This is a genomic window from Paenarthrobacter sp. NPDC092416 (genome assembly GCF_044755025.1).
GTDB lineage: Bacteria > Actinomycetota > Actinomycetes > Actinomycetales > Micrococcaceae > Arthrobacter.
In genome coordinates, this window is the sequence record NZ_JBIVQG010000006.1 from 38,164 (window position 1) to 62,469 (window position 24,306).

The following is a 24,306-nucleotide window of genomic DNA, read 5'->3' on the forward strand; positions in this document are numbered from 1 at the left end:
ATGATCATCCTGATACCGGCCTATGAGCCGGACCACCAACTCATCAACCTGGTTCACACGATTCAGGCCGCCGACCCGTGGCTGTCCATCGTGGTGGTGGACGACGGTTCCGGACCGGACTACCAGGACGTGTTCGACGACGCCGCCCGGCTTGGGTGCCATGTGCTGCGTTACGCCGTGAACGGCGGCAAGGGACACGCCCTCAAGAGCGGCTTCGGCTTTATCGCGTCACAGTTTCCCGGCCACGATGTGGTCTGCGCGGACAGCGACGGCCAACATGGTGTGGCCGACATCCTCGCTGTGGCCGACCGGGTGCGCGGGGTCGCCGCAGCGATGGTCTTGGGAACCCGTGACTTCACCGGCAATGTCCCTGCGAGGAGCAAGATCGGCAATACGGTGACCCGCTGGTTGTTCCGGCTTGCCACAGGCCAAAAGGTCTCTGACACGCAAACGGGTTTGCGGGGCTACCGGGCCGATATGTTGCCGTGGCTGGTCTCCGTCCGCGGCGAACGCTACGAGTACGAGTTGAACCTTTTGCTTGAGGCGAAGCGGGCCGGGTACGGGATCGAAACTGTGGATGTCACAACTGTGTACCTGGATCACAATTCCGGTTCACATTTCCGTCCAGTGGCCGATTCCATCAGGATCTACGCCCCGCTGCTGAAATTTCTGGGCTCGTCCTTCTCGGCGTTCCTGGTGGATACAACGGCTTTCCTGTTCCTGATGGCGGCGACGGATTCGCTCTTGGTGGCCGTTGTGGGCGCCCGTGCCATCAGTGCAGGCGTGAACTTCCTGGTCAACCGGCGACTCGTCTTTGAGCATGGCAAGGAAACGTCCTTGCGTTCCGCAGCGACCGGCTACGCGGCATTGGTGTTTGTGCTGCTGATGGCCAACTACGCCATCATGTGGGCCCTCACATCCTTGGCAGTTCCGGACCTCGCAGCCAAGCTCGTCACTGAAGCCACACTGCTGGGAGTGAGTTACGCGGTGCAGCACCGGTTCCTTTTCGCGGGCAAGTCAGCGGCGGCACAACCGGCACCCACCACCCCGGCTGAACCGCCCGCCGTCGACAGTCATATCCCAGCCTTGGTCCCGACACAGTTTCAGCACAGCTGGACCGGGAATCGTGGAAACCAGTCCACCAACAGATTCCGGAGAATCCGATGAACACCATCATCCTCATTGCAGCGGACCTCGCCGCCATCACCGTCCTGACCTTCGCCCTCTACTTACGCCGGCACCGGCGTCGTGACCTGGTAGTTTCCTACCTCGGCATGAACGTCGGCGTCCTGGCAGTCGCCACGGCGTTGTCCGGTTCGGCTGCCGGCATCGGGCTTGGCTTGGGACTTTTCGGTGTTCTTTCCATCATCCGGTTGCGCTCCACGGAACTTGCCCAGCATGAAGTGGCTTACTACTTCTCGGCCTTGGCGTTGGGCCTCATTGCCGGCATCGGTGTGGAGCCGCTGTGGCTGACGCTGTCGCTTATGGGCATGGTCCTGCTGGTGATGTTCATCGGTGACAACCCCAAGGTCCTCCCCGCCTACCGCCATCAGACCGTGGTCCTGGACCGGGCCATCAGCAACGAGAGTGAACTGCACGTCCGGCTCGAAGAAGTCCTCAATGGCACCGTTCACTCGGCCACCATCCAGGAGCTGGACCTGGTCAATGACAAGACGATCGTCGATGTCCGGTATGCCGCCCGCCCTTCCTTCCCGGCTACGGCACAGCCCGGGCACCCGCACGGTAGCCCGTCACAGAACCAGCTGGGCTTCGACCAGCCGGCCGGCGCACTGACCCCTGCACCCCAGGAACTCCCGGTTCAACTGACCCCGGCTCCCGGCACCCGGCCTTCATCGACCCAGCCCCAGCAGTCCGTGCCCACCTCGGCAGGTGTGGCGTGAGCCGCGTCGACGCCGAACCGATCATGCCGCAGCTGCACCAGCTGCCCGCCGTCGGACTCGAAGAACTGACCACGGAGGCCGCGCTCCTGACCCGGGTGGACCGCAAGTACCTGGTCCCGTCGGCGACGGCCCGCAAGATTATGTCCACGTTCACCGCAGAAACCCGCGTCCTGGAAATGGACGGGTCGCGCACGTTTGCCTACGACTCGGTGTACTTCGATACTCCCGGCTTGGACAGCTACCTGTTGGCGGCGCACGGCCGGCGTCGTCGGTTCAAGATCCGCACGCGCACTTATCTGGACAGCGCGGTCAGTTTCCTGGAAGTCAAGACCGAAGGCGCACGGGAAGCCACCGTCAAGGAACGCATCCCCTACGAGCTGTGCGACCGGGACCGGCTGACCGACGAAGGCCTGGCCTACGTCAATGAGACGCTTGCGGCCACCCTTGGTGACGCGAATTTCGGCCCTCTGGAACCCGTCCTGTCCACGCGTTACGACCGCACCACACTGTTCCTCCCCGAATCCGGCAGCCGGGCGACCATCGACTCGGACGTCACGTGGCAACGCCCCGACGGACAACCTTGGATCCTGGACGACGCCGTGGTCATCGAAACGAAATCCGGCTCAGCCGCCGGCCCCCTGGACCGGCACTTGTGGGCCAACGGCGTCAGGCCCTGCCGCATCTCCAAGTTCGCGACCGGCATGGCAGCCCTCCACCCCGAGCTCCCGGCCAATCGCTGGAACCAGACATTGCGGCGCAGGATGCCCCTGCGTCCCATCCACCAGCATTTCCCCACAACCCTTTAGGAATCCACCATGCGCTCTTTCCGCACCTACTTGTCCGTTGCCGCCGTCGCACTGGCCGTATCACTGGCCGGCTGCTCAGCCGCTGCCACCACGTCGTCGTCTACGTCTTCCGGATCCGCCACCTCCAGCACCGCCCAAACCGTCACAGCCGCCACCATCGAAGAAGACACCCACTACGACGCTGACGACCTCACGTGGGATGCCGCGTCTGAAGTGGCTGTCAGCCTGGCCGACGGCGGCAGCAAAGTGACGTCGTCGTCATCCACTGGCGTGGCGGTTGACGGCAACACCGTCACCATCAGCGCGGCTGGCACGTACCGTCTCAGCGGTTCGCTGAGCGACGGCCAAATCGTGGTGGCCGCCGGAGATTCCGATACCGTGCGGATCATCCTCGACGGCGTGGAACTCGGCAACCCAACGGGCTCACCGTTGGTGGTCCAGAGCACGGATGAAGCAATCGTGTACTTGGAAGACGGCAGCACCAACACGCTGACCGACGCCACAACCTACGCCGATCAAGGCGAGGACGCCCCCAATGCGGCACTCTTCTCCATGGCCGACCTGACCATCGCAGGCCCCGGTTCTTTGACCGTCAATGGAAAGTACAACGACGGCATCGTGTCCAAAGACGGCTTGGTCATGGCCTCCGGCAAAGTCACTGTAGATGCCGTTGACGACGGCATCCGCGGCAAGGACTACACCGTGCTGCTGGATGGCACCTACGACGTGACAGCCGGTGGCGACGCCGTGAAGGCTGACAACGAGACCGACGAAGGCCGCGGGTGGCTCCTTGTCAGCGGCGGCGCTTTGACCGTCAACGCCGGCGACGACGGAGTGAAGGCCTTCAACACGCTGTCCATCACCGGCGGCACAGTCACTGTTGCCGAGTCCGAAGAGGGCCTGGAAGCCCAGCACATCGTGCTCTCCGGCGGCTCGGTAAGTGTCACGTCAAACGACGACGGCGTGAATGCATCCGGCGGGTCTTCCACTTCCAGCGACGCCGGAGGGGCTCAGGCCGGCGGGATGGGCGGCGGCGGCGAAACCGTGGGCGACTACACCGTGGAGGTGTCCGGCGGTAACCTGACCATCAATTCGCAAGGTGACGGTCTCGACTCCAACGGAAACGCCACGATCTCCGGCGGCACCGTAGTGGTCAACGGACCCACCAACGATGGCAACGGTGCGCTCGATGTGAACGGCGAATTGACGGTCACCGGCGGCACCGTGGCTGCAGCGGGCAGCGCCGGAATGGCCGTCACCCCGGGGACTTCCTCTACGCAATCGGGTGTGCAACTGACGTTCAACTCATCGGTGGCTGCGGGCACGCCCGTACACATCGTGGACTCATCAGGAACCGTGGTCTCCACCTTCGTGACCACCAAGACCATCGCTTCCTTGGTGTTCTCCTCGTCCGCGATCACTGCCGGTGAGACCTACACGATCTACACAGGAGGCACCGCGGAGGCTAAAGCCGGTGTGACCACGGGCTCCATTGATGGCGCCGAACAACTGGGCACTGTGACCGCGGGTGAGTACACGCAGTCACAGGGTCCCGGAGGAGGTGGCGGGCGCCGCTAGGGTTTCCGGTCCATTTCTGCTGGATCATTCGGTGCATCGGCCGAACGGTCCCTTGGAAACAAGGGGTTCGGTCCCTTGGAAACAAGGGGTTCGGTCCCTTGGAAACAAGGGGTTCGGCACGGCCCAGGGCCGAATGATCCAGCAGAATTCGTCTGTATTCCAAAGTGACCGCTCCTCGGTCCTCGCGGAGCTCACACCGCGATGGCATACTATTTTGCGATCGGGACGCCGATCAGCGGCTCCGGCTTGGTGAGGCAGAGTAGCTTGTTCCGTGCCGCTACCTGATCCCTTTTGCGCCCCTCACGGCCATAAACCAACCTGATTCAGTTGAATTAGAGAGCTGGCCACCCCAAACAAGGTCACCAGGACACCCATCCACAGCAGCCCCTTGAGCACCCGGTCACATTCTGTTTACACGCCACCCATGGTCTTTTGGTATCCCAACGAGTAATCTCCATCACATTCCCTCATGCGACATTCCTATTCCGCATGACGGAACCATTCGGAGCTCAGTGAAGGAGCGCACTGTGGAAAAAGACCTTGCCCAGGAGGCTGCACCAAAGCAGAACGGATCCCTGGCACAACAAATCGAAGGGGCCTACCAGCGGATCGGGGTGACTGGCGCCCACCGCCAGATCGTCTTCATGATCCTGTTGGGCGTATTCTTCGACGCCCTCGAGCAAAACGCCGTGGGCATTACCGGCCCCATCCTGCGCCAGTCGTGGGGACTTGGGGCTACCGAAATCGGTTTGCTGAACACAATGACGTTTACGGCAACCGCACTCGGACGGCTGGCGACGGGCCTGATCGTCGATAAATACGGCCGGCGGCACATGCTGGTCATCAACCTCATCATCTTCGCCGGCGGCTCGTTGCTCTGCGCAGTAGCCCCGAACTACCCCATACTGGCGGCCGGACGCTTCATCGTCGGGTTCGGGCTGGGCGGCGAAATCGCCGTCGCGGTGATCATGATGGCGGAGTTCTTCGCCGCCAAACACCGCGGCACTGCCGTGGGTCTCATCAATGTCACAGCCGCCGGCCTGGGCAACATGCTGGCACCGGCCTTCGGCATCCTCGTCTTCACCCTCTTCGACGGCCCGGACAAGTGGCGCTGGGTGTTCGGCCTGCTCTTCATTCCAGCCCTGCTGGTGATGTTCTTCCGACGCTTCGTCCCCGAGACTCCCCGGTTCCTGGCGTCCCAAGGCAAAATCGACGAGGCAAACCTGGTCATCACGCGCTTGGCGCGCAACAAGCTTTCAGGTCCCATCACCGATCCCGAAACGTACATCACGGCCGTCCCTGATTCCACAGTGGTGAAGTCGTCCGGCCACTGGAAGGACGCTCTCCGCGGCAAACTCCTGAAGCGCACAGTCCTGTTGTGCATCGCCGTCTGCATGTCCTACGCCGCCCAGATCTCCATGCTGACGCTGATGCCCACCATTCTTGTTTCCCGTGGATATGCCGTGAACACGAGCCTCTGGTTCACCTTGATCATGCAGTCGGGTTCGTTGCTCGGCGCGTGCACGGCCGCCTACCTGGCCAGCCGGCTTCCCCGCAAGAAAGTGCTCACGGCTGCCGCAATCCTCGGCTGCCTGTCCGGACTGTCCATGGCGTTCCTGGCCAGCGACATCGTTCTTGTGGTCATCTTTGGCGTCCTCTTCAATTTCTCGGTCATCATCCTGAACACCACCATCTGGCTGTTCGCGCCCGAGCTTTACCCCACCCGCACCCGCGGCTTCGGAACGTCCATCATCCTGGCCGCAGGGTCTCTCTCCGGTGGTCTGTTCCCACTGATTTCCGGCGCAGTGTTCGACTCCGCAGGCCTACCGGGCATGTTCACCACATTGGCTGTGCTGTTCTGCGTGCTAGCGATCGTGGTCCAATTCCCGCCGGAAACCTTCGGCAAGCCCTTGGAAGAAGACGCCGACGCAAATGGCGACCAGGAGGCCGCGATCTATGGACACTAAGCAACGGACCGTGCTGCTGGTCAACCCGAACACCAACAGCAATACAACGGCCATGATGACCGACCTTGCCAAGGAGACGCTCACGCCCCGGGGCTTGCGCGTTGCAGGGATTACCGCCGCAGCCGGACCGGCAATGATCGTGGATCCGGTCTCCCTGGCTGAGTCCGAAGCCCACGTGCGGGATGCGGTCCACGGCTACTTGTCAGGTCCCGACGGCGGCAGCGTTGCCGCGGTGGTTGTCGCCGCCATCGGCGATCCAGGCCGCGCACGACTGGCCGAAGAGCTCAACGTCCCTGTGGTCGGCATCGGCCAAGGCTCCATCCACGCGGCCGCCCACACCCCGGACGGACAGCTCCGCAACTTCGGCATGGCAACCAGCACGCCGTTGCTGGTGGATGCGCTCGGCAAACTGGTTGCCGAGCACGGGTTCCCGGATCAGTTTGTCGGCGTGCGCCTGACGGATTCGGAACCATTGGTCCTGGCGGCTGATCCCGAACGTCAATTCCAGGAGTTGGCCCGCGCGGTCCAGCAGTCCACGAAAGTCGACGGCGCACAGGCAGTGATCATTGCCGGTGGCCCACTCAGCGCCACCGCCCGCAGGCTCGTCGAAGCGACCGCCGTCGAGATCATCGAGCCTGTCCCGAGCGCTTGCAGGCTGGTGATCGCCCAACTGCTGCAGGACTAACCGATCAGCGCCCGACGGCGGCAGCCAAGTGCCGCCGTCGGGCCCGGCTGTATCAGCAGCCCATCGCACGACGTGGCCCGCCCCCGCAACCCGCCGTCCCAAACTTGAGCCGAAATTGAGCCAAAGCGACGTAACCCTTGATGTTGCAGAGCCACGCTGGAAGCAGACGGACCACTGGAACAAAGGGTTCCGGCGTCGGATTCAGCAGCACCGCAATGATGTGGGGGAAGCCATGGAACATGCACCAGCACCCAGCGAGGTGATGGCCGTCAAAGGCATCATCCAGGACCAGCACCCCGTGGATTTCCATGCTTTGGGTGTGGCGGGATGCATCGACAGGCTTGCGGAGCCGCTTCGCCGCTCGGGGGTCAAGGTCTACTGGCAGACTCCCCACCACGGCATCGAGATCTCGGCTGCGAGCGCCGCGCTCCTCTACCACGTGGCCCAGGAAGCGCTCAGCAACACCCTCAACTACGCGGAAGCCAGCGAACTCACTGTCAAGCTCAATGCCGTCTACCACGGCATCCAGATGACCATCACGGATGACGGCAAAGGCTTCGAGATTCACGCCGCCCCAAGTGGCCGGCGTCATGGCTTCGGACTGCTGCTGATGTCGATAGCAGTGCACGACGCCGGCGGGACAGTCGTGATTGATTCTGCGGCTGGGCAGGGCACCACAGTGAAGGTCACACTGCCGCTGGATTGAGTCCGATTTGGGACCTTATTTGGATCCCTGAGCATGGATCGGCGGCGTCACCGGACGTATTCTGTAGCTACTTTCAAGCCTGACAGCTGACGGAATGGCACGGAATGTCACGGAACAGAGGACACAAGTTCGGTCTGGCCGCGTCCCTCACGAGGGTCCTCGGATTCTTCCTGGTGAGCATCCTTTGCGGGGTCCTGATCTCCGGGTTGGTTGTTCCCGTGGTGGCGTTCACGAGCACCACTGTGGGCGGATCCATCGGTTTCTACGAAAGCCTGCCCAGCCAGCTGGACGTCGATTCGCCGTCCTTGTCCAGCACCGTTGTCGCAGCCGACGGGACGCTCATCGCAACGTTCTACGCCGAGAACAGGGTGAAGGTTCCGCTGGACCAGATGTCGCCGTTTATCCGCGACGCAATCGTTGCCATTGAGGACAACCGCTTCTACCAACACGCCGGAGTGGACGCACAAGGCATCATGCGGGCACTGACATCGAACCTGACCAAAGGAACGCGGCAGGGCGCCTCCACGCTGACGCAGCAATACGTCACCAACGTACTCAACGAGTCGCGACTGTCGGAAGGACGTCCGGAAGACGTGGTGTTGAGCGGCCAGAAGACCATGGGCGACAAGCTCCGCGAGGTCAAGCTGGCTTTGGAGTTGGAGAAACGCTTCACCAAGGACCAGATTCTTGAGGGCTACCTGAACATTGTGTTCTTCAACCGGAACGCATACGGGATCGAGGCCGCCTCACGCTACTTCTTCAGTACTTCCGCAAAGGACCTGAACCTGCCCCAGGCCGCGCTACTTGCAGGTTTGGTTAATGGCCCGAGCATCTACGACCCCACTGTTGACCCCACCGCCGCGCTCAACCGCCGCAACCTCGTGCTGGACAGGATGGTGGAGCAGGGCAAAATCACCCAAGTGGATCACGATGCCGCTGTTGCCACGCCGGTGGAACTCAACATCACGCCGTCCTTGCAGGGCTGTGCAGGAGCCTCGATCGCTACGTACTTCTGTGACTACGTCTCGCACCTCATCCTCAACGACGAAGCCTATGGTTCAACAGTCAACGAGCGGGAGCGGCTGCTGTACCGCGGCGGCCTGAAGATCACCACAACTTTGGACAGCCGGCTGCAGGCAGTAGCCCAAGCACAAGTGGATGCCTCAGCTGGCGACAACCCTGACAAATGGGGCGCCGCGATGACCACCGTCCAACCGGGCACCGGCAAGATCCTGTCCATGGCGCAAAACACGGTGTTCGTTCCGCAGGACGGGAAGTTCGATACCCAGTTGAACTTCAACGTGGACGCCAAGGATGCCAACGGCTACGACCTCAACGGAGCCGGCGGATTCCAGCCGGGCTCCACCATGAAGCCGTTCATCTACGCTGAGTGGCTCAACGAGGGCAAGAATCCCACCGCCGTAGTGGATGCCTCCCGCCGCGTGTACCCGGTGGGTTTCCCGTGGCGGTCCAGTTGCGGACGCGTCCTGGGCGGGTACAGCAGCGCCCAGAAGGCTGCCAACCTAGGTGCGGATGACGACCTTCAGAACAACGACGCCGGCTACTACCGCCCCATGCCCATCAACTATGGCCTGTACAACTCCATCAATACCGCCACGTTCGCCACCGCTGCGCAGCTGGATTTCTGCGGCATCCAGCGCATGGTGGACACCGTGGGACTCCATAGTGCCTTGGACAACGCGCCCATTAACATGCACCAGATCGGCAACCTGCTGGGCTCCATCGGCGTCGCACCCCTGGTGTTGGCCAGCGCCTACGCCACGTTCGCCAACGACGGAACGTACTGCGCGCCGATCGCCATCACCGAGATCAGCGACGCCCAGGGCAGGAAGTACACCGCGCAGACTCCCCAATGCAGGGAGGCCGTGAAACCTTCCGTGGCACGCGGCGTCAATGCGGTGCTGCAGGATGTGCTGAAGATGGGCTCCGGCGTCTACATCAACCCCAAAGTCCAGAGCCAGGTTCCGGTTGCCGCCAAGACGGGCACGTCCAACAACAACGGTGCCACCTGGGTGGCCGGATACACCACCACGCTCGCAACGGCGTCGTTCTTTGGTGACACGACCGCGGGACAACAGCGGGCAGGCCAGAACGTCACCATCAATGGCAAGTTCTACAAATCCTTGGACGGCTACATGATCGCCGGTCCGCAGTGGGCCAACTACATGATGGAAGCCACCAGGCTCTACCCCAGCGGCGCCTTCGCGTCCCCGGCTCCCCCACCGGCGCCGGCGCCGATTGCGACTGTGCCCGCCGTGCCGCGGCTCACGGGTCGGTAAGGCTCGCGTTGCGGGGCCCGACGGCGGCGCTCAACGACCGCCGTCGTCGTTCGTTGCGGGGCCCGATCTGCGCGCCACCCCTGGATTTAGAGGCGCAAAGCAGGCCCCACAACAAACCCACCCCACCTTGCGGGGCCCGATCTGCGCGCCACTCCTGGATTTAGAGGCGCAAAGCAGGCCCCACAACAAACCCACACAAACCCACACAAACCCACCCCACGTTGCGGGGCCCGATCTGCGCGCCACTCCTGGATTTAGAGGCGCAAAGCAGGCCCCACAACTAGCGGGCGTAGAGCTCCGTGAAATTCCGCAGGACCCGCATGGGCTCCGTCACCGAAGATTGCCGGGCTGTTTCAATGAGCTGCTCGGCCGCATGTGGCGGGAAGTAACCGGCGTTCTTGTAAATCTTGATGCGGGTGATGAGGCCGTCTGTGTCCAGTTCGGGATGGAATTGCGTGGCGTACAGGTTGTTCTTGATCCGGAACATGTGCACCGGGCAGGCCGCCGAACTCGCGAGCAACACAGCGTGGCCCGGCAATTTGCTGCACGCTTCCTTGTGCCCGACGAAAGCGTCGAAGGTGTGCGGGACGCCGCGTAGCATGGGGTCACGCTCGCCCTCCGCCGTCAGTTTGATCTCCGTGGATCCCACCGGCTCACCGAATCGGCGGTCGATGGTGGCCCCTTGATGCAGGCCGAGCGTGCCGACTCCGTAACAGGCGCCAAAAAACGGGAAATCCTCGGCCACGATCAAGTCCAGAAGAGTTGAGAGCTCAGCTTCCACACGCAGCTGGGCTTCGCTCTTCTCCTCAACAGGGTCGCTGGAGGTGTAAGGGCTGCCGCCGACAATCACGCCGGAGTAGTCGGCCAGGTCAAGGGCGGGCAACGGGCCGGATTCCAGCCTGACGCGGACCAGTTCCTCAGGTTTGAGCCCGCAATAGCGCAGGTACGCCTGATACTCGTCATCGGCCGCGGCGTCTTCGTCACGGGTGGCCAACAATAGGAAGGGTTTCACAGGCCAAGTCTGCGGGAGGAGCCCCGGGCTTTCCAAGGGGTTGGGGGTGTCTGTCAGAGACTCCCACGGCCTGCGCGGACTGCGTAGCGTTGTCATTACTCGCATCCCAGCGCGTTTCATCACCGAGGAGCAATCGTTGAATCAGGACCCTTCCGCGGTCAAAACCCAGGCAGCCCGGACGCAGGCAGCGGCCAACTCTCCCATGCCGGCCGCCAAAATCCCTTGGGGCGGCCTGTTACTTCTTGCTGCGGCAGGTTTTACTGCCGTCACCACTGAGCTCCTCCCGTCGGGTTTGCTTCCCCAAATCAGCCGCGATCTGGGAGTGGAAGAATCCGCTGTAGGTTCGCTGACCGCCGTCTATGCTGCTGTCATTGTCTTCACGGCCCTCCCTTTGTCCCGGCTGCTGGGAGGAAGGGTTCCGCGGAAAACCCTGCTGATCGCCACCGTCCTCACCTTCGCGGTCAGCAACGTGTTGTTGGCTTTGAGCCCACATCTTGGCCTGGCCATTGCCGCAAGGCTTCTGGGCGGCATTGCCCATGGAATGCTGTGGTCCAGCATGGCGCCGTACGTGTCCCGGATCGTCCCGGCCCACTCTGTGGGGAAGGCAATGGCGGTGGTCTTCAGCGGAACCAGCATCGCGTTGGCCGTCGGGGCTCCGATCGGAACCTTCATGGGATCCGTACTGACCTGGCGTGTTTCCTTCATTGTGCTCGCGGGGGTGGGCGCGGTTTTGGCGCTCATGGCAGTATGGCTTCTTCCTGCGGCTCACGATGCCAGTACCCACAAGACGCCGTCCATCAGGGCGGCCTTGAAACTACCCGGAGTCATTGCTGTTGCAACGGCTTGGCCGCTCCTGCTGCTGGCCCACTTCACGCTCTTCACCTATGTGGCCCCGTTCCTCCTTTCCTCAGGCATGCCCGAAGCTGTTACCGGCGCTTCCCTGTCCGTGGTGGGAATTTCCGGTTTGGCGGGGATCTGGATCGCCGGCCTGACCGCCGATTCCCATCCGCGACGCTCGGTGATTGCCGCCGTCGCCCTTCTCTTGCTTGCGTTCGCCCTGCTGCCCGTGTTGGGCGGCACCTGGATTGGTGTCTTCGCGCTGATGGCGCTGTGGGGCGTTTCCTTCGGGGCCATTGGTATTTACAACCAGGCGGCGATCCTACGCGCCGGAGGTGAGCACAAGGATGCCGCCAATGGACTCACGGTAGTGACCATCCAGCTGGGCATCGCCGTCGGGGCGGGGTACGGCGCTCTGGCCCTGACAACCGTTGGAGCGCACGGGGTTCCGCTGGCGGCAGCAGTGCCCACCACAATCGCGCTGGTGATCATGGTCGTCAGCCGCCGCGGGGGCTACCCTGCGGGGGCGCGCGAGAAGCGCCGTTAACATCCCCGAAACACGTCAGTCACGTGATCTTCACGAAGGATGGTTTTCTGTAACTTTCCTGCAACTTAGCTCTTCTGAGTCGGAAACATAGCTCACCGAGTATTGATCGGGGGTAACGAGGGCCGGACAACTTCAGGCCCGTTTCGGACAGGCTTGATCAGAAGGGAAACGCAGGTGGAGATCTCTGCGCAACACGTCTGGATGATGTTGTCAGCGGCAATGGTCCTTTTCATGACTCCGGGGCTCGGCCTCTTCTACGGTGGCATGACCCGGGCCAAGGCAGCGCTCAACATGATCATGATGAGCTTCATTTCGGCAGGCATCGTCGGCGTCGTATGGATCCTTTGGGGCTACTCGATGACCACCGGCGACGGTTTCCTGGGCCTGTTCGGCAACCCCTTCGCGCACTTCGGCCTCCAGGACCTCATGGGTTCGCCCGACCTGATCAAGGCAGGCTTCGCCGCCACCTTCGCCATCATTACGGTGGCCCTGATCAGCGGCGCCATCGCCGACCGCGCCAAGTTCGGCGCCTGGGCACTCTTCGTCCCCATCTGGGTCACCGTGGTTTACTGCCCGCTGGCTTACATGATCTGGGGCGGTGGCCTCATGAGCGCAGGCGGTGCCGTCACCGAAATCTTCGGCCAGGTCATCGACTTTGCCGGTGGTGCGGTAGTTGAGGTCAGCTCCGGGACAGCCGCTTTCGTCCTCGCATTGATCGTGGGAAAGCGTCACGGATTCGCCAAGGACCCCAACCACCGCCCGCACAACGTTCCCTTCATCATGATCGGTGCAGCCATCCTGTGGTTCGGTTGGTTCGGCTTCAATGGCGGCGCCGCCACCACGGCAGCGCAGGCAGGCCTCATCTGGGTCAATACCTTGGTGGCCCCCGCCGCGGCCATGCTCAGCTGGCTGGTTGTGGAGAAGGTCCGCCACGGACACCCAACCTCGCTCGGTGCAGCATCCGGTGTGGTTGCCGGCCTCGTGGCCATCACCCCCTCCTGCGCCAACATCACCCCGCTCGCAGCACTCGGCCTCGGCCTGGTGGCCGGCGCCGCATGTGCAGTCTTCGTGGACCTGAAGTACAAGTTTGGGTTCGATGATTCCCTCGACGTTGTGGGCGTGCACTTCGGCGCCGGCGTGATAGGCACCCTGTCCCTGGGCTTCATCGCCTTCCCCCAGGACGGTGTCGCCGGTGGTCTGTTCTACGGCGGCGGTCTTCAGCAACTCGTGGCTCAGACGGTTGCCGTCCTCATCACCATCGCCTTGTCAGGATTGGGCACTTGGGTCATTGGCCGGGCCATCCACAAGACCATCGGTTTCCGCGTCACCCACGAGCACGAAGTCACCGGAGTGGACCTCACCCAACACGCCGAGTCGGCCTACGAATTCGGCCTGACCGCGCACGGCCACTTCCGCCAGCAGCAGGCGCACCTGTCCTCCCTGATCAAGGGTGGACGCAAGGAGCCGGAGCAAACCCGCTCCGAGGGGGCCAAGGAAGACAGCCTGGTCTAGCGGGGAACGCCCTACGCCGAGCCTGGGCCGTTCCAGATTCGCTGCCACCAACTGCGTTTCGCCTGCGGACCGGCTTCGGGCTCAGGCGCCGCCGCCGCGGCCCTTCGTTCACGCCAGCGCTCAAGCTCCCCGTCCACATTGCGGAGTTTGGTGACAACCGGTGGGCCGCCCTGGAGCTGTCGGCGGGCTTCGATGACCCGCTTGTTGAAGTCTTCCAGGATGTCGCGAACCTGTTTCTCGGTGTATTGCTGGTCCAGCTTGGCGTCGAGTTCCGCGTCCTCGATCCGCAGCAGGATCGCCGGAGGGCCAATCCCGCTCAGGTGCTCGCGCTGGATGAGCCCCTTCACCCACCAGTCGGGGTCGTAGCTTTCCCCCAAACCGGGGATCGGTTTGCCGGCATACTTCAGGTTGTCGAACTTGCCTTGGGCCATGGCGTCACGAATGAGGTATTCAACCCGGGCGGCGTCTTCGACCTTTCGGCGCTTCCCGCGTTCGTCGGCTTCTGCGGCTTCAAGCTCCGCGTCCTCCCGGGCATTGCCTCCGGAGGCCCGCACCGCGCGCAATTCGGCCCCGCGCTCCAGGCGCCGCCTGAAGGCACTGTTCTCCGTATTCACGCGTGCCACCCCCTCGCACGGCAGCCCTCGACCGCCGGACATCGTGGTTCTGCGTCCAGTATTCCGCAAAACTCCCGGTCGCTGCAGGGCCCTGGCTCCTGGGACAGAGAAACGCGTACGACGACGGCTGGAGGCTCCCGCCGTCGTCGTACGTCTTTGCTTTGAACAGCGTGGTTCAGGCAGCCTTGCGCTCGAAAACCACCTTGTAGAGCAGTGCCGCGGCGGCGGCCCCGGCGATGGGCGCCACGATGAATACCCAGAGCTGACCGAAAGCCCAGCCTTCTGCGTAGATGGCAGTGGCGATGGAGCGGGCCGGGTTCACTGATGTGTTGGTGACGGGGATGCTGATGAGGTGGATCAGCGTCAGGCTAAGGCCGATGGCGAGTGCCGCGAAACCGGGGGTCGCACGCCGGTCCGTGACGCCCAGGATGACCAGCAGGAAGACCGCCGTCAGGATGAATTCGATGACAATCGCGGTCACCAGGCCAAAGCCTCCCGGGGAATGCTCCCCGAAGCCGTTCGACGCGAATCCGCCGGCTCGGGCAGCACTGAAGAAACCGTCAGGACCACCGGCAGCGATCACGGCCAGCAAACTCGTAGCGACTGCGCCGCCCACAATCTGGGCCAGGATGTAGCTCACAACATCCTTCGACGGGAAGCGGCCTGCCACGGTCAAGCCAATGGTCACGGCCGGGTTGAAATGTCCGCCGGAAATATGGCCGAAGGCGTAGGCCCCCGCGACCACTGTCAGGCCAAAAGCCAGGGCCACACCCAGGACGCCGACGCCCAAGGTATCGGAGGAGTCAGGGAATTTCGCCGCAAGCAATGCCGTGCCCACGCCGCCGAACACTAGAATGAACGTGCCGATAGCCTCGGCTCCGAGCCGGGAAAGCAACGCGGGGCCAGCGTCGAGCTCAGCAATGCGTGATGAGGTTTGGGTATTGTCCTTAGCCATGGTGCGCCTTTCGAGTGAATTCTGAAGAGAACCAACTGAGAATTGCGCCGACAGGCAAGGGAATGAGCTGCAGTCCCCCAACCCGACAGCCACAAATGGAGCATATCCAGTTTTTGGGATTATTGACCGATCTCGTCATAGAAATTGGCGAAACTGCAACATATCGATTGAGTCCTGAATCTGGGCGTTCCTTTCGTGACCTTGTTTGAACCCCGGGCAGCCCCGACACGCCGGGAAATTCGACGTGTCGGGGCTGTCCTCCCGGCAAAGCGGGTCATGAAGAAGCGCTCGCGCTTACCGGACTGCCAAGCGCTTACCGGACTGCCAGGCTCGGATCCAACTGCTCGATTCCTTCTGTTGTCACAAGGACCACGCGGGCCGTGCAGATGTCATAGAACAATCCGGTGGCCTGCACCCGACCCGATGCCAGAGCTGGTCCAGTGACCGGGTGCTCCTCCAGCTTCCGGAGCTGGACTGCGACGTTCACCATGCTGAGCTGGTCGAGGCGGCTGTAACCGGCGGCCTCGGCGGCCACAGCCACTGGATGGCCGTTCAGGAGCGAACGGTAGCTGGGCCGGGCATGCCCGAGCCACGAATCGAAGCCCGCCCCGAGCACGGCGTTGCCGGCACCCTCGGCATCTGAAAGGACGGCTTTCATGGCGCCGCAGTTGGAGTGTCCGCAGATCACGATCGAATCCACGGACAACCCCTTGACGGCGAAGGACAACGCGGAGTCGATCGAGGCATCGTGACCGTCGCTGCACACCACGTTGCCGATGTTCCGGAGCGTGAGCAGGTCGCCGGGGCCGCTGCTGGTGATCAGGTTCGGGTTAACCCGGGAGTCGACGCAGGCAACGAACAGTGTGTCCGGGTTCTGGCCCTCGGTGAGATCCTGCACCAGCGGACGAACCTTGTCCGCGTGCCGCCGGTGGTACTTGTCGATGCCCAGGAGGATTGACCGCAGCGGCAGGCGCCGGCCGCCGTCGTCGTCTGCTTGGTTGTCCGCCTCCAAAGGTGGGCCGGCCTGCCAGGAGGTCCGGGGCGGCAGCGGGAATTCGCGGGAATCCTGCCGCTGGGGCGTACTGTCAGCGGCATCACGGAAAGCGGTGGTGCCGTGCTCCTCAAGGACCACGGTGGCGCCGGAATTTCGGTGCTGCTTCTGCCATGCGACCAAGGCCTCCCGGAAGGCGTGATCGAGGTAGTCGGCGTTGAGCTCCACTACTGCGTTCCGGGATTCAGGCACGGAATGGAGGACGCGGTTGAGCCGCGGCAAGGCGAAGAAGCTGCAGGAACCGGCGATGGTAACGCGCCACGGAAGCTGCTCCGCGGACGGCTCGTGCGCGTGGATCTGTGCGCGAAGCACCCGCCAGAGCACGCACAATGCGGCAAGCGCGAGGCCGATGATCACGCCTTCGAGCAGGTTGAGGAAGACCACGCAGCCCAGCGTGACGACGTAGACCAGGAGGTCGCCGGTGCGGAGGCTCGTCTTGATATCGGCCACCTTGATGAGCTTCGCTCCGATGACCAGCAACAAGCCCGCGAGCACAGACAGCGGAATCAGTTGGATGAGGCCGGCGAACAACGCCGAGAACACCAACACCCACACGCCATGCAGGATGGCAGACGTGCGGCTGGCGGCGCCGGCCTCCACGTTGGTGGCGCTGCGGACAATCACACCGGTCACCGGGAGGCCGCCGAGCATGCCCGAGACCACGTTCGCGGAGCCCTGCCCCACGAGTTCGCGGTTGAGGTTGGTTCGGGAGCCGGTGTGCATTTTATCGACGGCCACCGCGGAGAGCAGCGATTCGATGCTCGCGATCAGGGCCACGGTGATGACTGCCATGGCTGCGCCGCGCCAGTTACCGTCGGGCAGGCCGGGCAGTGCCATGGCGTCGAAGATGGAGCCGCTGAAGCTGATGCGCTCGACGCTGGGCGCGACGGCCACCGAGAGCCCAGTGACGGCAACAACGGCGGCAAGTGGCCCCGGAATTTTCCGCACCGCAGCGGGGAGGTACTTCCAGGCGAGCAGGACTGCCACCACGGCCAGGCCAAGCAAAGCGGCATGCAGCTCAACGTTGGTGATGGCCGCTGGAAGGTTGGTCAAGTTCTCGATTGCGGAACCGGCAGCTTGACCGCCCAGGAGAACGTGGAGTTGTTGCAGGATAATGGTGATCCCGATGCCGGCGAGCATGGCTTTGACCACCACTGGCGACACTGCCAGCGCGGCCCGGCCAACGCGGCTAACGCCCAGCAAGAGCTGCACGACGCCGGCAGCTGCGGTGATGGCGCACGTCACCTGCCAGCCGAACTCGTCAACCAGACCGGCCACGACGACGGTCAGGCCGGCGGCTGGGCCGCTCACCTGCAACGGGGAGCCACCGAGACTGCCGGCGACGATGCCGCCAACGGCTGCCGCGATGAGGCCTGCCATGACGGGCGCCCCGGACGCGGCCGCGATGCCGAGCGATAGTGGGAGAGCTACGAGGAAGACGACGAGGGATGCGGGGAGGTCCGCGCTGAGGTTGCTGAGGAAGCCGGGTTTGAGTGGGCTTGTGCCGCGGTTCTTGCCCGGAGGGCTGTGGGAATCGGTTGAAATGGACGTTTGTTGTGAATTCGGCATGGTGTTCCTTTGGCTCGGGAGTACTTGCCTCTCCAGCCTAGGAAAAGTGTCATGCGTAATGACAGGGTGATGTGACACGTATGACAAAAGCTGTGAACATGGCGCTTCACATGGGGACCAACGGGAACTTTTGCGGGGGTCCGGGGCGTTGGGGGGTTCCGCCAAAAGACTCTGGGATCAGCCCGTCAACGCGCTCTCTACCGCGGCAATGGCCTTTGCCGTGATCTGCTCCCGATCGCCAGAGCCGTCCACTATCAGCAGGATGCCGCGTTTGGAGTACGCCGAAACCACCGCCGCCGTTTCATCCCGATACAACTCGAGCCGGCGCTGGATCACCGATTCGGTGTCATCGCTGCGGCCCTGTTCCTGAGCACGCCGGAGCATGCGCGCCACCAACTCGTCGTCATCGACGCTCAACGCCAGCACCGCATCCAGGGGCTGTTGCTTCGCCGAAAGAAGGTCTTCCAGCGCATCAACCTGTGCAACGGTTCGGGGAAATCCGTCCAGCAGGAAGCCGGCCCCGGCGTCAGGTTCCTCAAGCCGCTGACTGACCATCGCCGTCGTAATGCCGTCGGGAACAAACTCGCCGTGATCCATATACTTGCCGGCTTCGGCTCCCAGCGTGGTTTTATCCCGAACGTGGGCGCGGAAAAGGTCTCCGGTGGAGATGGCGGGGATCGCGAAGTGGTGCGCGATGTGTTCTGCCTGGGTGCCCTTGCCGGAGCCCGGAGGCCCCATGATGATCAATCGCGTCATGACACAAGTCCGTTCGAGAGGCGGCCGGGACTTAAAACGATACGCCGACGACGACGGGACGCCCCCGCCGTCGTCGGCTTAGTTTGTTATTCGGTTCAGACGCGTCAGGCGTTGGCCGTCTCCGCGAGGAGCGTGTCGATCTGGCTGATCGCCTCGCGCAAGCCTTCTTCCATGCCCATCTCGGACATCTTCTGCAGCTGGTCCTCCGATTCGAAGGCGGTGGAGATGGTCATGCGGGTGCGGTCGCCCACGGGTTCGAGCTTCACGCTGGCGTGGGTGACGCCCAATGCGTCGTCGGGAGCGCCATGCTCATCGGCGAAACCGTCGTCGAATTCCAGGTGGTCCGGGGCGTTGATGGTGGTGAACCGCCACCAGCCGTGGGCTTTAGTGCCGTCCGGGCCCGTCATGTAGTAGGAGGCCTTGCCTCCGGTGGTGAACTCGTGGGTTTCGAACGTGGCGGGCCATGTGGGCGGTCCCCACCACCGCTCGAGCTGGCGCGGGTCCTCCCAGATTTTCCAGACGCGCTCCACGTCGGCATCAAATTCGGCAACGACAGTGAGGCTCAGTTTCTCAACATTCTTGTCCACGCTGACAACAGTCATGGCAGATCCCTTTCCTCATCTTCAGTGAGAATTTCAGCGATCCGGTCGGCGCGCTGCCGCCAGATCATTTCGTAGTGATCCAACAGATGCCGGGCTTCCTGCAGTCCATCATGATTCCCCCGCACGATCTGTTCCCTCCCGCGCTTCTCCTTGGAGATCAGGGAGGCCCGTTCCAGGACCGCAACATGCTTCTGTACGGCCGCGAAACTCATGGCGTAGAGCGCAGCCAGACCAGACACCGAATACTCCCCCGCCGTCACCCGGGCCAGGATGTCCCTGCGCGTGGCGTCGGCCAAGGCTTGGAACAAGCGGTCGAGTTCGGCGCCGTCATCCGGCATTGCCCTGAGCTGATCTACAACCATTTGGTTGTACGATACGCCGGGGTGGAGGGGTCGTCAAGGGGTGCTCTCTTTTCAGCGACCGACCACCCCTTGCGGCGCCCATCACAACCCGGGTAGTTTTTGAAACGTCACAAAGAAAGCGTTTTCCCAGACTCTTGAGGTGAAATTCCATGACTCAGCACGCCCCGATCACGTGGATCGATGGCGAACCACCCGCCGGACTCAGCGGCGGCACGACCTGGGGGATGCCGTTCCAGCGCGGCACCGTTCCGGACGCCGCCGCCCTCAGAGTCCTCGACACCACGGGCGGCGCAATCAAAGCCCAAACGTGGCCGCTCGCCACCTGGCCCGATGGCTCACTCAAATGGGCAGGCATCGCCCTTGGCGCAACCGATCAGCCCGCGGCAGCGTACAGCGTCGCCCGGGGCGCACCGGAAGCGCACGACGGCGGGCCGGCAACCGTCGTCGAACCCTCGCCTGAAATGACAGTCACCGAAACGGCGGAGTCCGTCATTGTGTCCACGGGAGTCTTGGAAATCGTGTTCCGCCGGTCCGGCGAGGCTCTGTTCAGCGAGCTGAAGCGCAACGGCGTGCTGGTGGCCAAGGACGCTCAACTCGTGAGCCTGCTGCAGACGGAGCTGGCCGAAGGAGCCGGCAGCATCACCAGGGAAGGCTTTACGGGCAACGTCGAATCCGTGACGGTGGAGCAGCACGGTCCGGTGCGCGCGGTGGTGCGGGTTGAAGGCCGTCACAAGTCTGACACCACGAGCAAAGAATGGCTTCCCTTCACCGTCCGGTTCTACCTCTACGCCGGCGCCCGAAGCGTCCGCATGATGCATTCGTTCATCTGGGACGGCGAGGCTGAGCAGGATTTCCTTGCGGGGCTTGGCGTCCACTTCACCGTCCCGCTGGAAAGCCGGCTGCACGACCGGCACGTCCGAATCGCGGGCGCGGACGGCGGATTTCTGGCGGAAGGGGTCCGCGGGCTCACGGGACTGCGGAGGGACCCCGGCGAAACAGTTCGCCGTGCCCAGATCAGCGGCCAGCCCACCCCGCCGCTCGCGGATTGGAGCCCCCTGGTTTCCGAACGGCTGCACCTCATACCGGCCTGGAATGACTACACGCTGACGCAGCTGAGCGCGGACGGCTTCGAGCTGCGGAAGCGAACTGCGCCGGGCCATGGGTGGGTGGGCATTTCGGGAGGCACGCGATCGGCCGGCTTCTGCTCGCTGAGCGATCTGCGTGGCGGATTCGGGGTTGGCGTCCGCGACTTCTGGCAGTCCCACCCCGGGCAGCTGGATATCCGTGGTGCGGCGACCCCAGAGGCATCGGTAACGGCTTGGCTCCACTCCCCCGAAGCCCAGCCCATGGACCTCCGTTTTTACCACGACGGCCTGGGCCAGGACACGTTCAGGGAACAGCTTGAAGGCCTGGAAATCACGTACGAAGACTACGAGCCGGGATTCGGGAATCCGCGTGGCATCGCCAGGACGCACGAGCTGACACTTTTCGCCTACGACGCGACACCCTCCACCGAAAACCTCGCCATCGACGCCAACGCGGCCTCCACTCCCCCACTGCTGCAGCCGTCACCGGAGTACCTGCATGCTGCCGGCGTCTTCGGAGATTGGGCCCCGGTGGACCGCACAACCACGGCACGCGCAGCACTCGAGGACAAGCTGGACTTCCTTTTCGACTTCTACCGGGGCCAAACCGAACAGCGCCGTTGGTACGGATTCTGGAACTACGGCGACGTTATGCACACCTACGACACCGACCGGCACGTGTGGCGCTACGACGTCGGCGGCTACGCGTGGGACAACTCCGAACTCTCGCCGGACCTCTGGCTCTGGTACATGTACCTGCGCTCGGGCCGGGCCGACGTCTTTCGATTCGCCGAGGCCATGACCCGTCACACCGGCGAAGTGGACGTCTACCATCTGGGCCCGTGGCGTGGCTTGGGTTCCCGGCACAACGTCCAGCATTGGGGCTGCAGCGCCAAGCAACTGCGCATCAGCACCCCCGCTTACCGCCGCTTCTACTACTACCTGACGGCGGACGAACGCACGGGCGATCTTCTCACCGAACTCGTGGACAGCGACCAGAACTTCCTGGGCCTGGACCCCGTCCGAAAAGTACGGCCCGACGCCGACACCTACCGCCCGGACCGCGGCGCCTTGGGCGTGGGGCTGGGGACGGACTGGGGATCGCTGGCGGCAACCTGGCTCACCGACTGGGAACGCACGGGCAATCCGCGCTCCCGCGATCGCCTTTTGGGCACCATGGCGGACATCGGCGCACTGAAGTACGGCTTCCTCACCGGCGAGGCTTTGTACGACCTGGATGCAGGAAGGTTCGACGCCGGCAGGGAAGTCATCAGCGTCTCCCATCTGAGTGCCGTGTTCGGTTTAGTGGAAATCTGCAGCGAACTGATCAACCTGGTGCAGGATTCCGCCTTCGAAGAAGCTTGGCTGCAGTATTGCCGGTTGTTCCTTGCGTCACCGTCGGAACAGATCACGGAGGTGGGGCAGCCCTTGGCCGGCATCTATCTGACGCAGGCGCACAGCCGTTTGTCGGCCTATGCGGCGGCTCGGCTTGGCTCGTCCTCATTGGCTCACCGGGCGTGGGAGAGCTTCGCCGAGGGCGGGGAAAACCTCAACCACTCCGAGGCCTTCACCCTGAAGAAGATCCTGCCACCCTACGTGCTGCAACCAGTCGACGAAGCCCCAACTGTCTCCACCAATGACACAGCACAGTTCGGCCTGGCGGTCATCCAAAACCTGGCCCTCATTGGCGGTGAGTTGCCCCCCAATGGAGGCCCCGGCGTCGTAAGTCCTGTTGGTTCTGTTGGTTCCGTTGGTTCCTGACCTTCTTTGCCGCCGCCGCGGGCCGAAAGTGACCCAAAAGGGTTGATTTAGCGCCCAAGCGAGCCCAAAGAAGGTCAACCACCGCCAGGAGCTGGACCTGGGACGTCGCGGTGGAGGCTCCGGCGTCGTAAGTTCCGTTGGTTCCGTTGGTTCCGTTGGTTCCGTTGGTTCCGTTGGTTCCTGACCTTCTTTGCCGCCGCCGCGGGCCGAAAGTGACTCAAAAGGGTTGATTTCGCGCCCAAGCAAGCCCAAAGAAGGTCAACCACCGCCAGGAGCTGGACCTGGGACGTCGCCCCCAATGGAGGCCCCGGCGTCGTAAGTCCCGTTGGTTGCGTTGGCTCCGTTGGTTCTGTTGGTTCCTGACCTTCTTTGCCGCCGCCGCGGGCCGAAAGTGACTCAAAAGGGTTGATTTACCGCCCGAGCGAGCCCAAAGAAGGTCAGCCACGAGCTGGACCTGGGACGTCGCGGTGGAGGCTCCGGCGTCGTAAGTCCCGTTGGTTGCGTTGGCTCTGTTGGTTCCGTTGGTTCCTGACCTTCTTTGCCGCCGCCGCGGGCCTAAAGTGACCCAAAAGGGTTGATTTCGCGCCCAAGCGAGCCCAAAGAAGGTCAGTCACCAGCTGGACTGGGACGTCGCCCCCAATGGAGGCCCCGGCGTCGTAAGTTCCGTTGGTTCTGTTGGTTCTGCTGGTTCCTGACCTTCTTTGCCGCCGCCGCGGGCCGAAAGTGACCCAAAAGGGTTGATTTACCGCCCGAGCGAGCCTAAAGAAGGTCAGCCACCGCTAGGAGCTGGACCTGGGATGCATGATGCGCATCTGGTCCCAGGTCCGCTCCGAGGCCGCGATGTTTTGGTTGGAGCGTTCGCGGTCCAGGGATGCCAGTTCGACGGCGATGGCTTGGACCGCCGATACGGCACCGGTGAGGGACGGGAAGAAGCCGGCGCCTTCGGTGGGCACGACGATCCGGTGGTCAGCATGCACTGCCACCGGTGAGCCCGCACTGTCCGTGATGGAAACGATCGGCGTGCCAAGGTTGTGAGCGATGTCGACGGCCCGGACGGTGCTGTCGTAGACCCTCCAGAGGCTGATGGCGATGACCAGGTCCTCGGCACCCAACCGCGCGATCGCGTTGGTGAGGGCGGCGACGTCGGCATCCAGGAGGCGGACGTTGTACCCGGCGATGATCGCGTTGTGTTCCAAGGCCTTGCCCGGGATGGCATAACTGCCGGCCGCAACAATGAAGGTTTGCCGGGCGCCCGCGATCGCCTTCGCAATCTTGTGAAGGGTATCGGCGTCCAAAGTGCGCTCAAAGTGGGCCAAATTCGCACGATCCGTGGACACAGCGGCCTGTGCAGGACTACTGATGTGGCCGTTGTGTTCCGCCGCTACTTCCAATGCGCTGAGCGAGGCCAGGAACCGGGATCGCAGCTCAAATTGGAAGTCTGCCCAACCCTTGAATCCCAGTGTTTGTGCGGTTCTGGTCACTGTTGAGGCATTGGATGCGGCCGCTGCAGCAATGTCGCTGACGGAGCCGTAGGACGCAAGGCGCGGTTGCGAGCGCAGGATGCCGACCACCTGCATTTGGCGTGCCGCGAGCTTCCGCCCGTGGACACGACTATCGAGCCACTCGGTCAACGTTGACGAGTCGAAATCTTGTTCCACCTATTGACCTACCTCACACTTTGGCCGTAACTTCGATACATC

19 protein-coding genes are annotated in these 24,306 nt (G+C 63.2%); 11 read left to right on the forward strand and 8 right to left on the reverse strand.

The genetic code is table 11. The features are described from left to right. The 8 genes from ACIQC5_RS12625 to ACIQC5_RS12660 all read left to right on the forward strand — a co-directional run bounded on the left by ACIQC5_RS12625 (window position 1) and on the right by ACIQC5_RS12660 (window position 9,943). Complete coding sequence (locus tag ACIQC5_RS12625; RefSeq protein WP_400282527.1) at window positions 1-1,167, forward strand: GtrA family protein; 1,167 nt, start codon at window positions 1-3, stop codon at window positions 1,165-1,167. Continuing rightward, on the forward strand, window positions 1,164-1,901 hold the full coding sequence (locus ACIQC5_RS12630) for a DUF4956 domain-containing protein (RefSeq protein WP_400282530.1): 738 nt from the start codon (window positions 1,164-1,166) through the stop codon (window positions 1,899-1,901). The genes ACIQC5_RS12625 and ACIQC5_RS12630 overlap by 4 nt, the downstream gene beginning before the upstream one ends. A 23-nt stretch (window positions 1,902-1,924) precedes the next feature. Then, entirely contained in the window at window positions 1,925-2,707 is a 783-nt protein-coding gene (locus ACIQC5_RS12635; RefSeq protein ID WP_400283210.1) for a polyphosphate polymerase domain-containing protein, read from the forward strand. 9 nt (window positions 2,708-2,716) lie between these two features. Next, the gene (locus ACIQC5_RS12640) at window positions 2,717-4,285 is read left to right on the forward strand and encodes a carbohydrate-binding domain-containing protein (RefSeq protein WP_400282532.1); all 1,569 of its coding nucleotides are present in this window, start codon (window positions 2,717-2,719) and stop codon (window positions 4,283-4,285) included. A 527-nt stretch (window positions 4,286-4,812) separates the two neighbouring features. Further along, window positions 4,813-6,252 (forward strand): MFS transporter, encoded by a 1,440-nt coding sequence (locus ACIQC5_RS12645; RefSeq protein ID WP_400282535.1) that lies wholly within the window; start codon window positions 4,813-4,815, stop codon window positions 6,250-6,252. Next, window positions 6,242-6,937, forward strand: a complete 696-nt coding sequence (locus tag ACIQC5_RS12650) for an aspartate/glutamate racemase family protein (protein WP_400282538.1) — start codon at window positions 6,242-6,244, stop codon at window positions 6,935-6,937. The genes ACIQC5_RS12645 and ACIQC5_RS12650 overlap by 11 nt, the downstream gene beginning before the upstream one ends. A 232-nt stretch (window positions 6,938-7,169) precedes the next feature. Beyond that, complete coding sequence (locus ACIQC5_RS12655) at window positions 7,170-7,643, forward strand: sensor histidine kinase (RefSeq protein WP_400283212.1); 474 nt, start codon at window positions 7,170-7,172, stop codon at window positions 7,641-7,643. A gap of 104 nt (window positions 7,644-7,747) precedes the next feature. Beyond that, the gene (locus tag ACIQC5_RS12660) at window positions 7,748-9,943 is read left to right on the forward strand and encodes a transglycosylase domain-containing protein (RefSeq protein WP_400282541.1); all 2,196 of its coding nucleotides are present in this window, start codon (window positions 7,748-7,750) and stop codon (window positions 9,941-9,943) included. A gap of 280 nt (window positions 9,944-10,223) precedes the next feature. Here ACIQC5_RS12660 and ACIQC5_RS12665 read toward each other — a convergent pair whose 3' ends face one another. Next, entirely contained in the window at window positions 10,224-10,955 is a 732-nt protein-coding gene (locus tag ACIQC5_RS12665) for a glutamine amidotransferase (protein WP_400282544.1), read from the reverse strand. 202 nt (window positions 10,956-11,157) lie between these two features. Here ACIQC5_RS12665 and ACIQC5_RS12670 point away from each other — a divergent pair, with 202 nt between their 5' ends. Then, window positions 11,158-12,339 (forward strand): MFS transporter, encoded by a 1,182-nt coding sequence (locus ACIQC5_RS12670; RefSeq protein WP_400283214.1) that lies wholly within the window; start codon window positions 11,158-11,160, stop codon window positions 12,337-12,339. Between the two features lie 174 nt (window positions 12,340-12,513). Next, a complete protein-coding gene (locus tag ACIQC5_RS12675) occupies window positions 12,514-13,851 on the forward strand; it encodes an ammonium transporter (protein ID WP_400282546.1) in 1,338 nt (445 codons plus the stop codon). Between the two features lie 11 nt (window positions 13,852-13,862). On the opposite strand, the gene ACIQC5_RS12680 is transcribed toward ACIQC5_RS12675, so the two are convergent. The 6 genes from ACIQC5_RS12680 to ACIQC5_RS12705 all read right to left on the reverse strand — a co-directional run bounded on the left by ACIQC5_RS12680 (window position 13,863) and on the right by ACIQC5_RS12705 (window position 19,760). Further along, window positions 13,863-14,465 (reverse strand): DUF1992 domain-containing protein, encoded by a 603-nt coding sequence (locus ACIQC5_RS12680; protein ID WP_400282549.1) that lies wholly within the window; start codon window positions 14,463-14,465, stop codon window positions 13,863-13,865. Window positions 14,466-14,640: 175 nt separating this feature from the next. After that, window positions 14,641-15,420 (reverse strand): aquaporin Z, encoded by a 780-nt coding sequence (gene aqpZ, locus ACIQC5_RS12685; RefSeq protein WP_400282552.1) that lies wholly within the window; start codon window positions 15,418-15,420, stop codon window positions 14,641-14,643. 313 nt (window positions 15,421-15,733) lie between these two features. After that, the gene (locus tag ACIQC5_RS12690; protein ID WP_400282554.1) at window positions 15,734-18,040 is read right to left on the reverse strand and encodes a SulP family inorganic anion transporter; all 2,307 of its coding nucleotides are present in this window, start codon (window positions 18,038-18,040) and stop codon (window positions 15,734-15,736) included. Between the two features lie 177 nt (window positions 18,041-18,217). Continuing rightward, the gene (locus tag ACIQC5_RS12695; RefSeq protein ID WP_400282557.1) at window positions 18,218-18,796 is read right to left on the reverse strand and encodes an adenylate kinase; all 579 of its coding nucleotides are present in this window, start codon (window positions 18,794-18,796) and stop codon (window positions 18,218-18,220) included. Between the two features lie 104 nt (window positions 18,797-18,900). Then, on the reverse strand, window positions 18,901-19,398 hold the full coding sequence (locus ACIQC5_RS12700) for an SRPBCC domain-containing protein (RefSeq protein WP_400282560.1): 498 nt from the start codon (window positions 19,396-19,398) through the stop codon (window positions 18,901-18,903). Beyond that, window positions 19,395-19,760 carry an ArsR/SmtB family transcription factor gene (locus ACIQC5_RS12705; protein WP_400282563.1) on the reverse strand — a complete coding sequence of 122 codons (366 nt, stop codon included), beginning with the start codon at window positions 19,758-19,760 and terminating at the stop codon, window positions 19,395-19,397. The genes ACIQC5_RS12700 and ACIQC5_RS12705 overlap by 4 nt, the downstream gene beginning before the upstream one ends. A 149-nt stretch (window positions 19,761-19,909) precedes the next feature. Between ACIQC5_RS12705 and ACIQC5_RS12710 the strand changes: the two genes are divergently transcribed. Continuing rightward, entirely contained in the window at window positions 19,910-22,606 is a 2,697-nt protein-coding gene (locus ACIQC5_RS12710; RefSeq protein ID WP_400282565.1) for a Tat pathway signal sequence domain protein, read from the forward strand. Window positions 22,607-23,385: 779 nt separating this feature from the next. Here ACIQC5_RS12710 and ACIQC5_RS12715 read toward each other — a convergent pair. Beyond that, the gene (locus ACIQC5_RS12715) at window positions 23,386-24,264 is read right to left on the reverse strand and encodes a MurR/RpiR family transcriptional regulator (protein ID WP_400282568.1); all 879 of its coding nucleotides are present in this window, start codon (window positions 24,262-24,264) and stop codon (window positions 23,386-23,388) included. Between the last annotated feature and the right edge of the window lie 42 nt (window positions 24,265-24,306).

Excerpts from the sequence above, each read along its gene's own strand:
- ACIQC5_RS12625 (WP_400282527.1), top strand. The coding sequence starts at position 1 with ATGATCATCCTGATACCGGCCTATGAGCCGGACCACCAACTCATCAAC.
- ACIQC5_RS12630 (WP_400282530.1), top strand. The coding sequence starts at position 1,164 with ATGAACACCATCATCCTCATTGCAGCGGACCTCGCCGCCATCACCGTC.
- ACIQC5_RS12635 (WP_400283210.1), top strand. The coding sequence starts at position 1,925 with ATGCCGCAGCTGCACCAGCTGCCCGCCGTCGGACTCGAAGAACTGACC.
- ACIQC5_RS12640 (WP_400282532.1), top strand. The coding sequence starts at position 2,717 with ATGCGCTCTTTCCGCACCTACTTGTCCGTTGCCGCCGTCGCACTGGCC.
- ACIQC5_RS12650 (WP_400282538.1), top strand. The coding sequence starts at position 6,242 with ATGGACACTAAGCAACGGACCGTGCTGCTGGTCAACCCGAACACCAAC.
- ACIQC5_RS12655 (WP_400283212.1), top strand. The coding sequence starts at position 7,170 with ATGGAACATGCACCAGCACCCAGCGAGGTGATGGCCGTCAAAGGCATC.
- ACIQC5_RS12660 (WP_400282541.1), top strand. The coding sequence starts at position 7,748 with ATGTCACGGAACAGAGGACACAAGTTCGGTCTGGCCGCGTCCCTCACG.
- ACIQC5_RS12670 (WP_400283214.1), top strand. The coding sequence starts at position 11,158 with ATGCCGGCCGCCAAAATCCCTTGGGGCGGCCTGTTACTTCTTGCTGCG.
- aqpZ (WP_400282552.1), bottom strand. The coding sequence starts at position 15,420 with ATGGCTAAGGACAATACCCAAACCTCATCACGCATTGCTGAGCTCGAC.
- ACIQC5_RS12690 (WP_400282554.1), bottom strand. The coding sequence starts at position 18,040 with ATGCCGAATTCACAACAAACGTCCATTTCAACCGATTCCCACAGCCCT.
- ACIQC5_RS12695 (WP_400282557.1), bottom strand. The coding sequence starts at position 18,796 with ATGACGCGATTGATCATCATGGGGCCTCCGGGCTCCGGCAAGGGCACC.
- ACIQC5_RS12700 (WP_400282560.1), bottom strand. The coding sequence starts at position 19,398 with ATGACTGTTGTCAGCGTGGACAAGAATGTTGAGAAACTGAGCCTCACT.
- ACIQC5_RS12705 (WP_400282563.1), bottom strand. The coding sequence starts at position 19,760 with ATGGTTGTAGATCAGCTCAGGGCAATGCCGGATGACGGCGCCGAACTC.
- ACIQC5_RS12710 (WP_400282565.1), top strand. The coding sequence starts at position 19,910 with ATGACTCAGCACGCCCCGATCACGTGGATCGATGGCGAACCACCCGCC.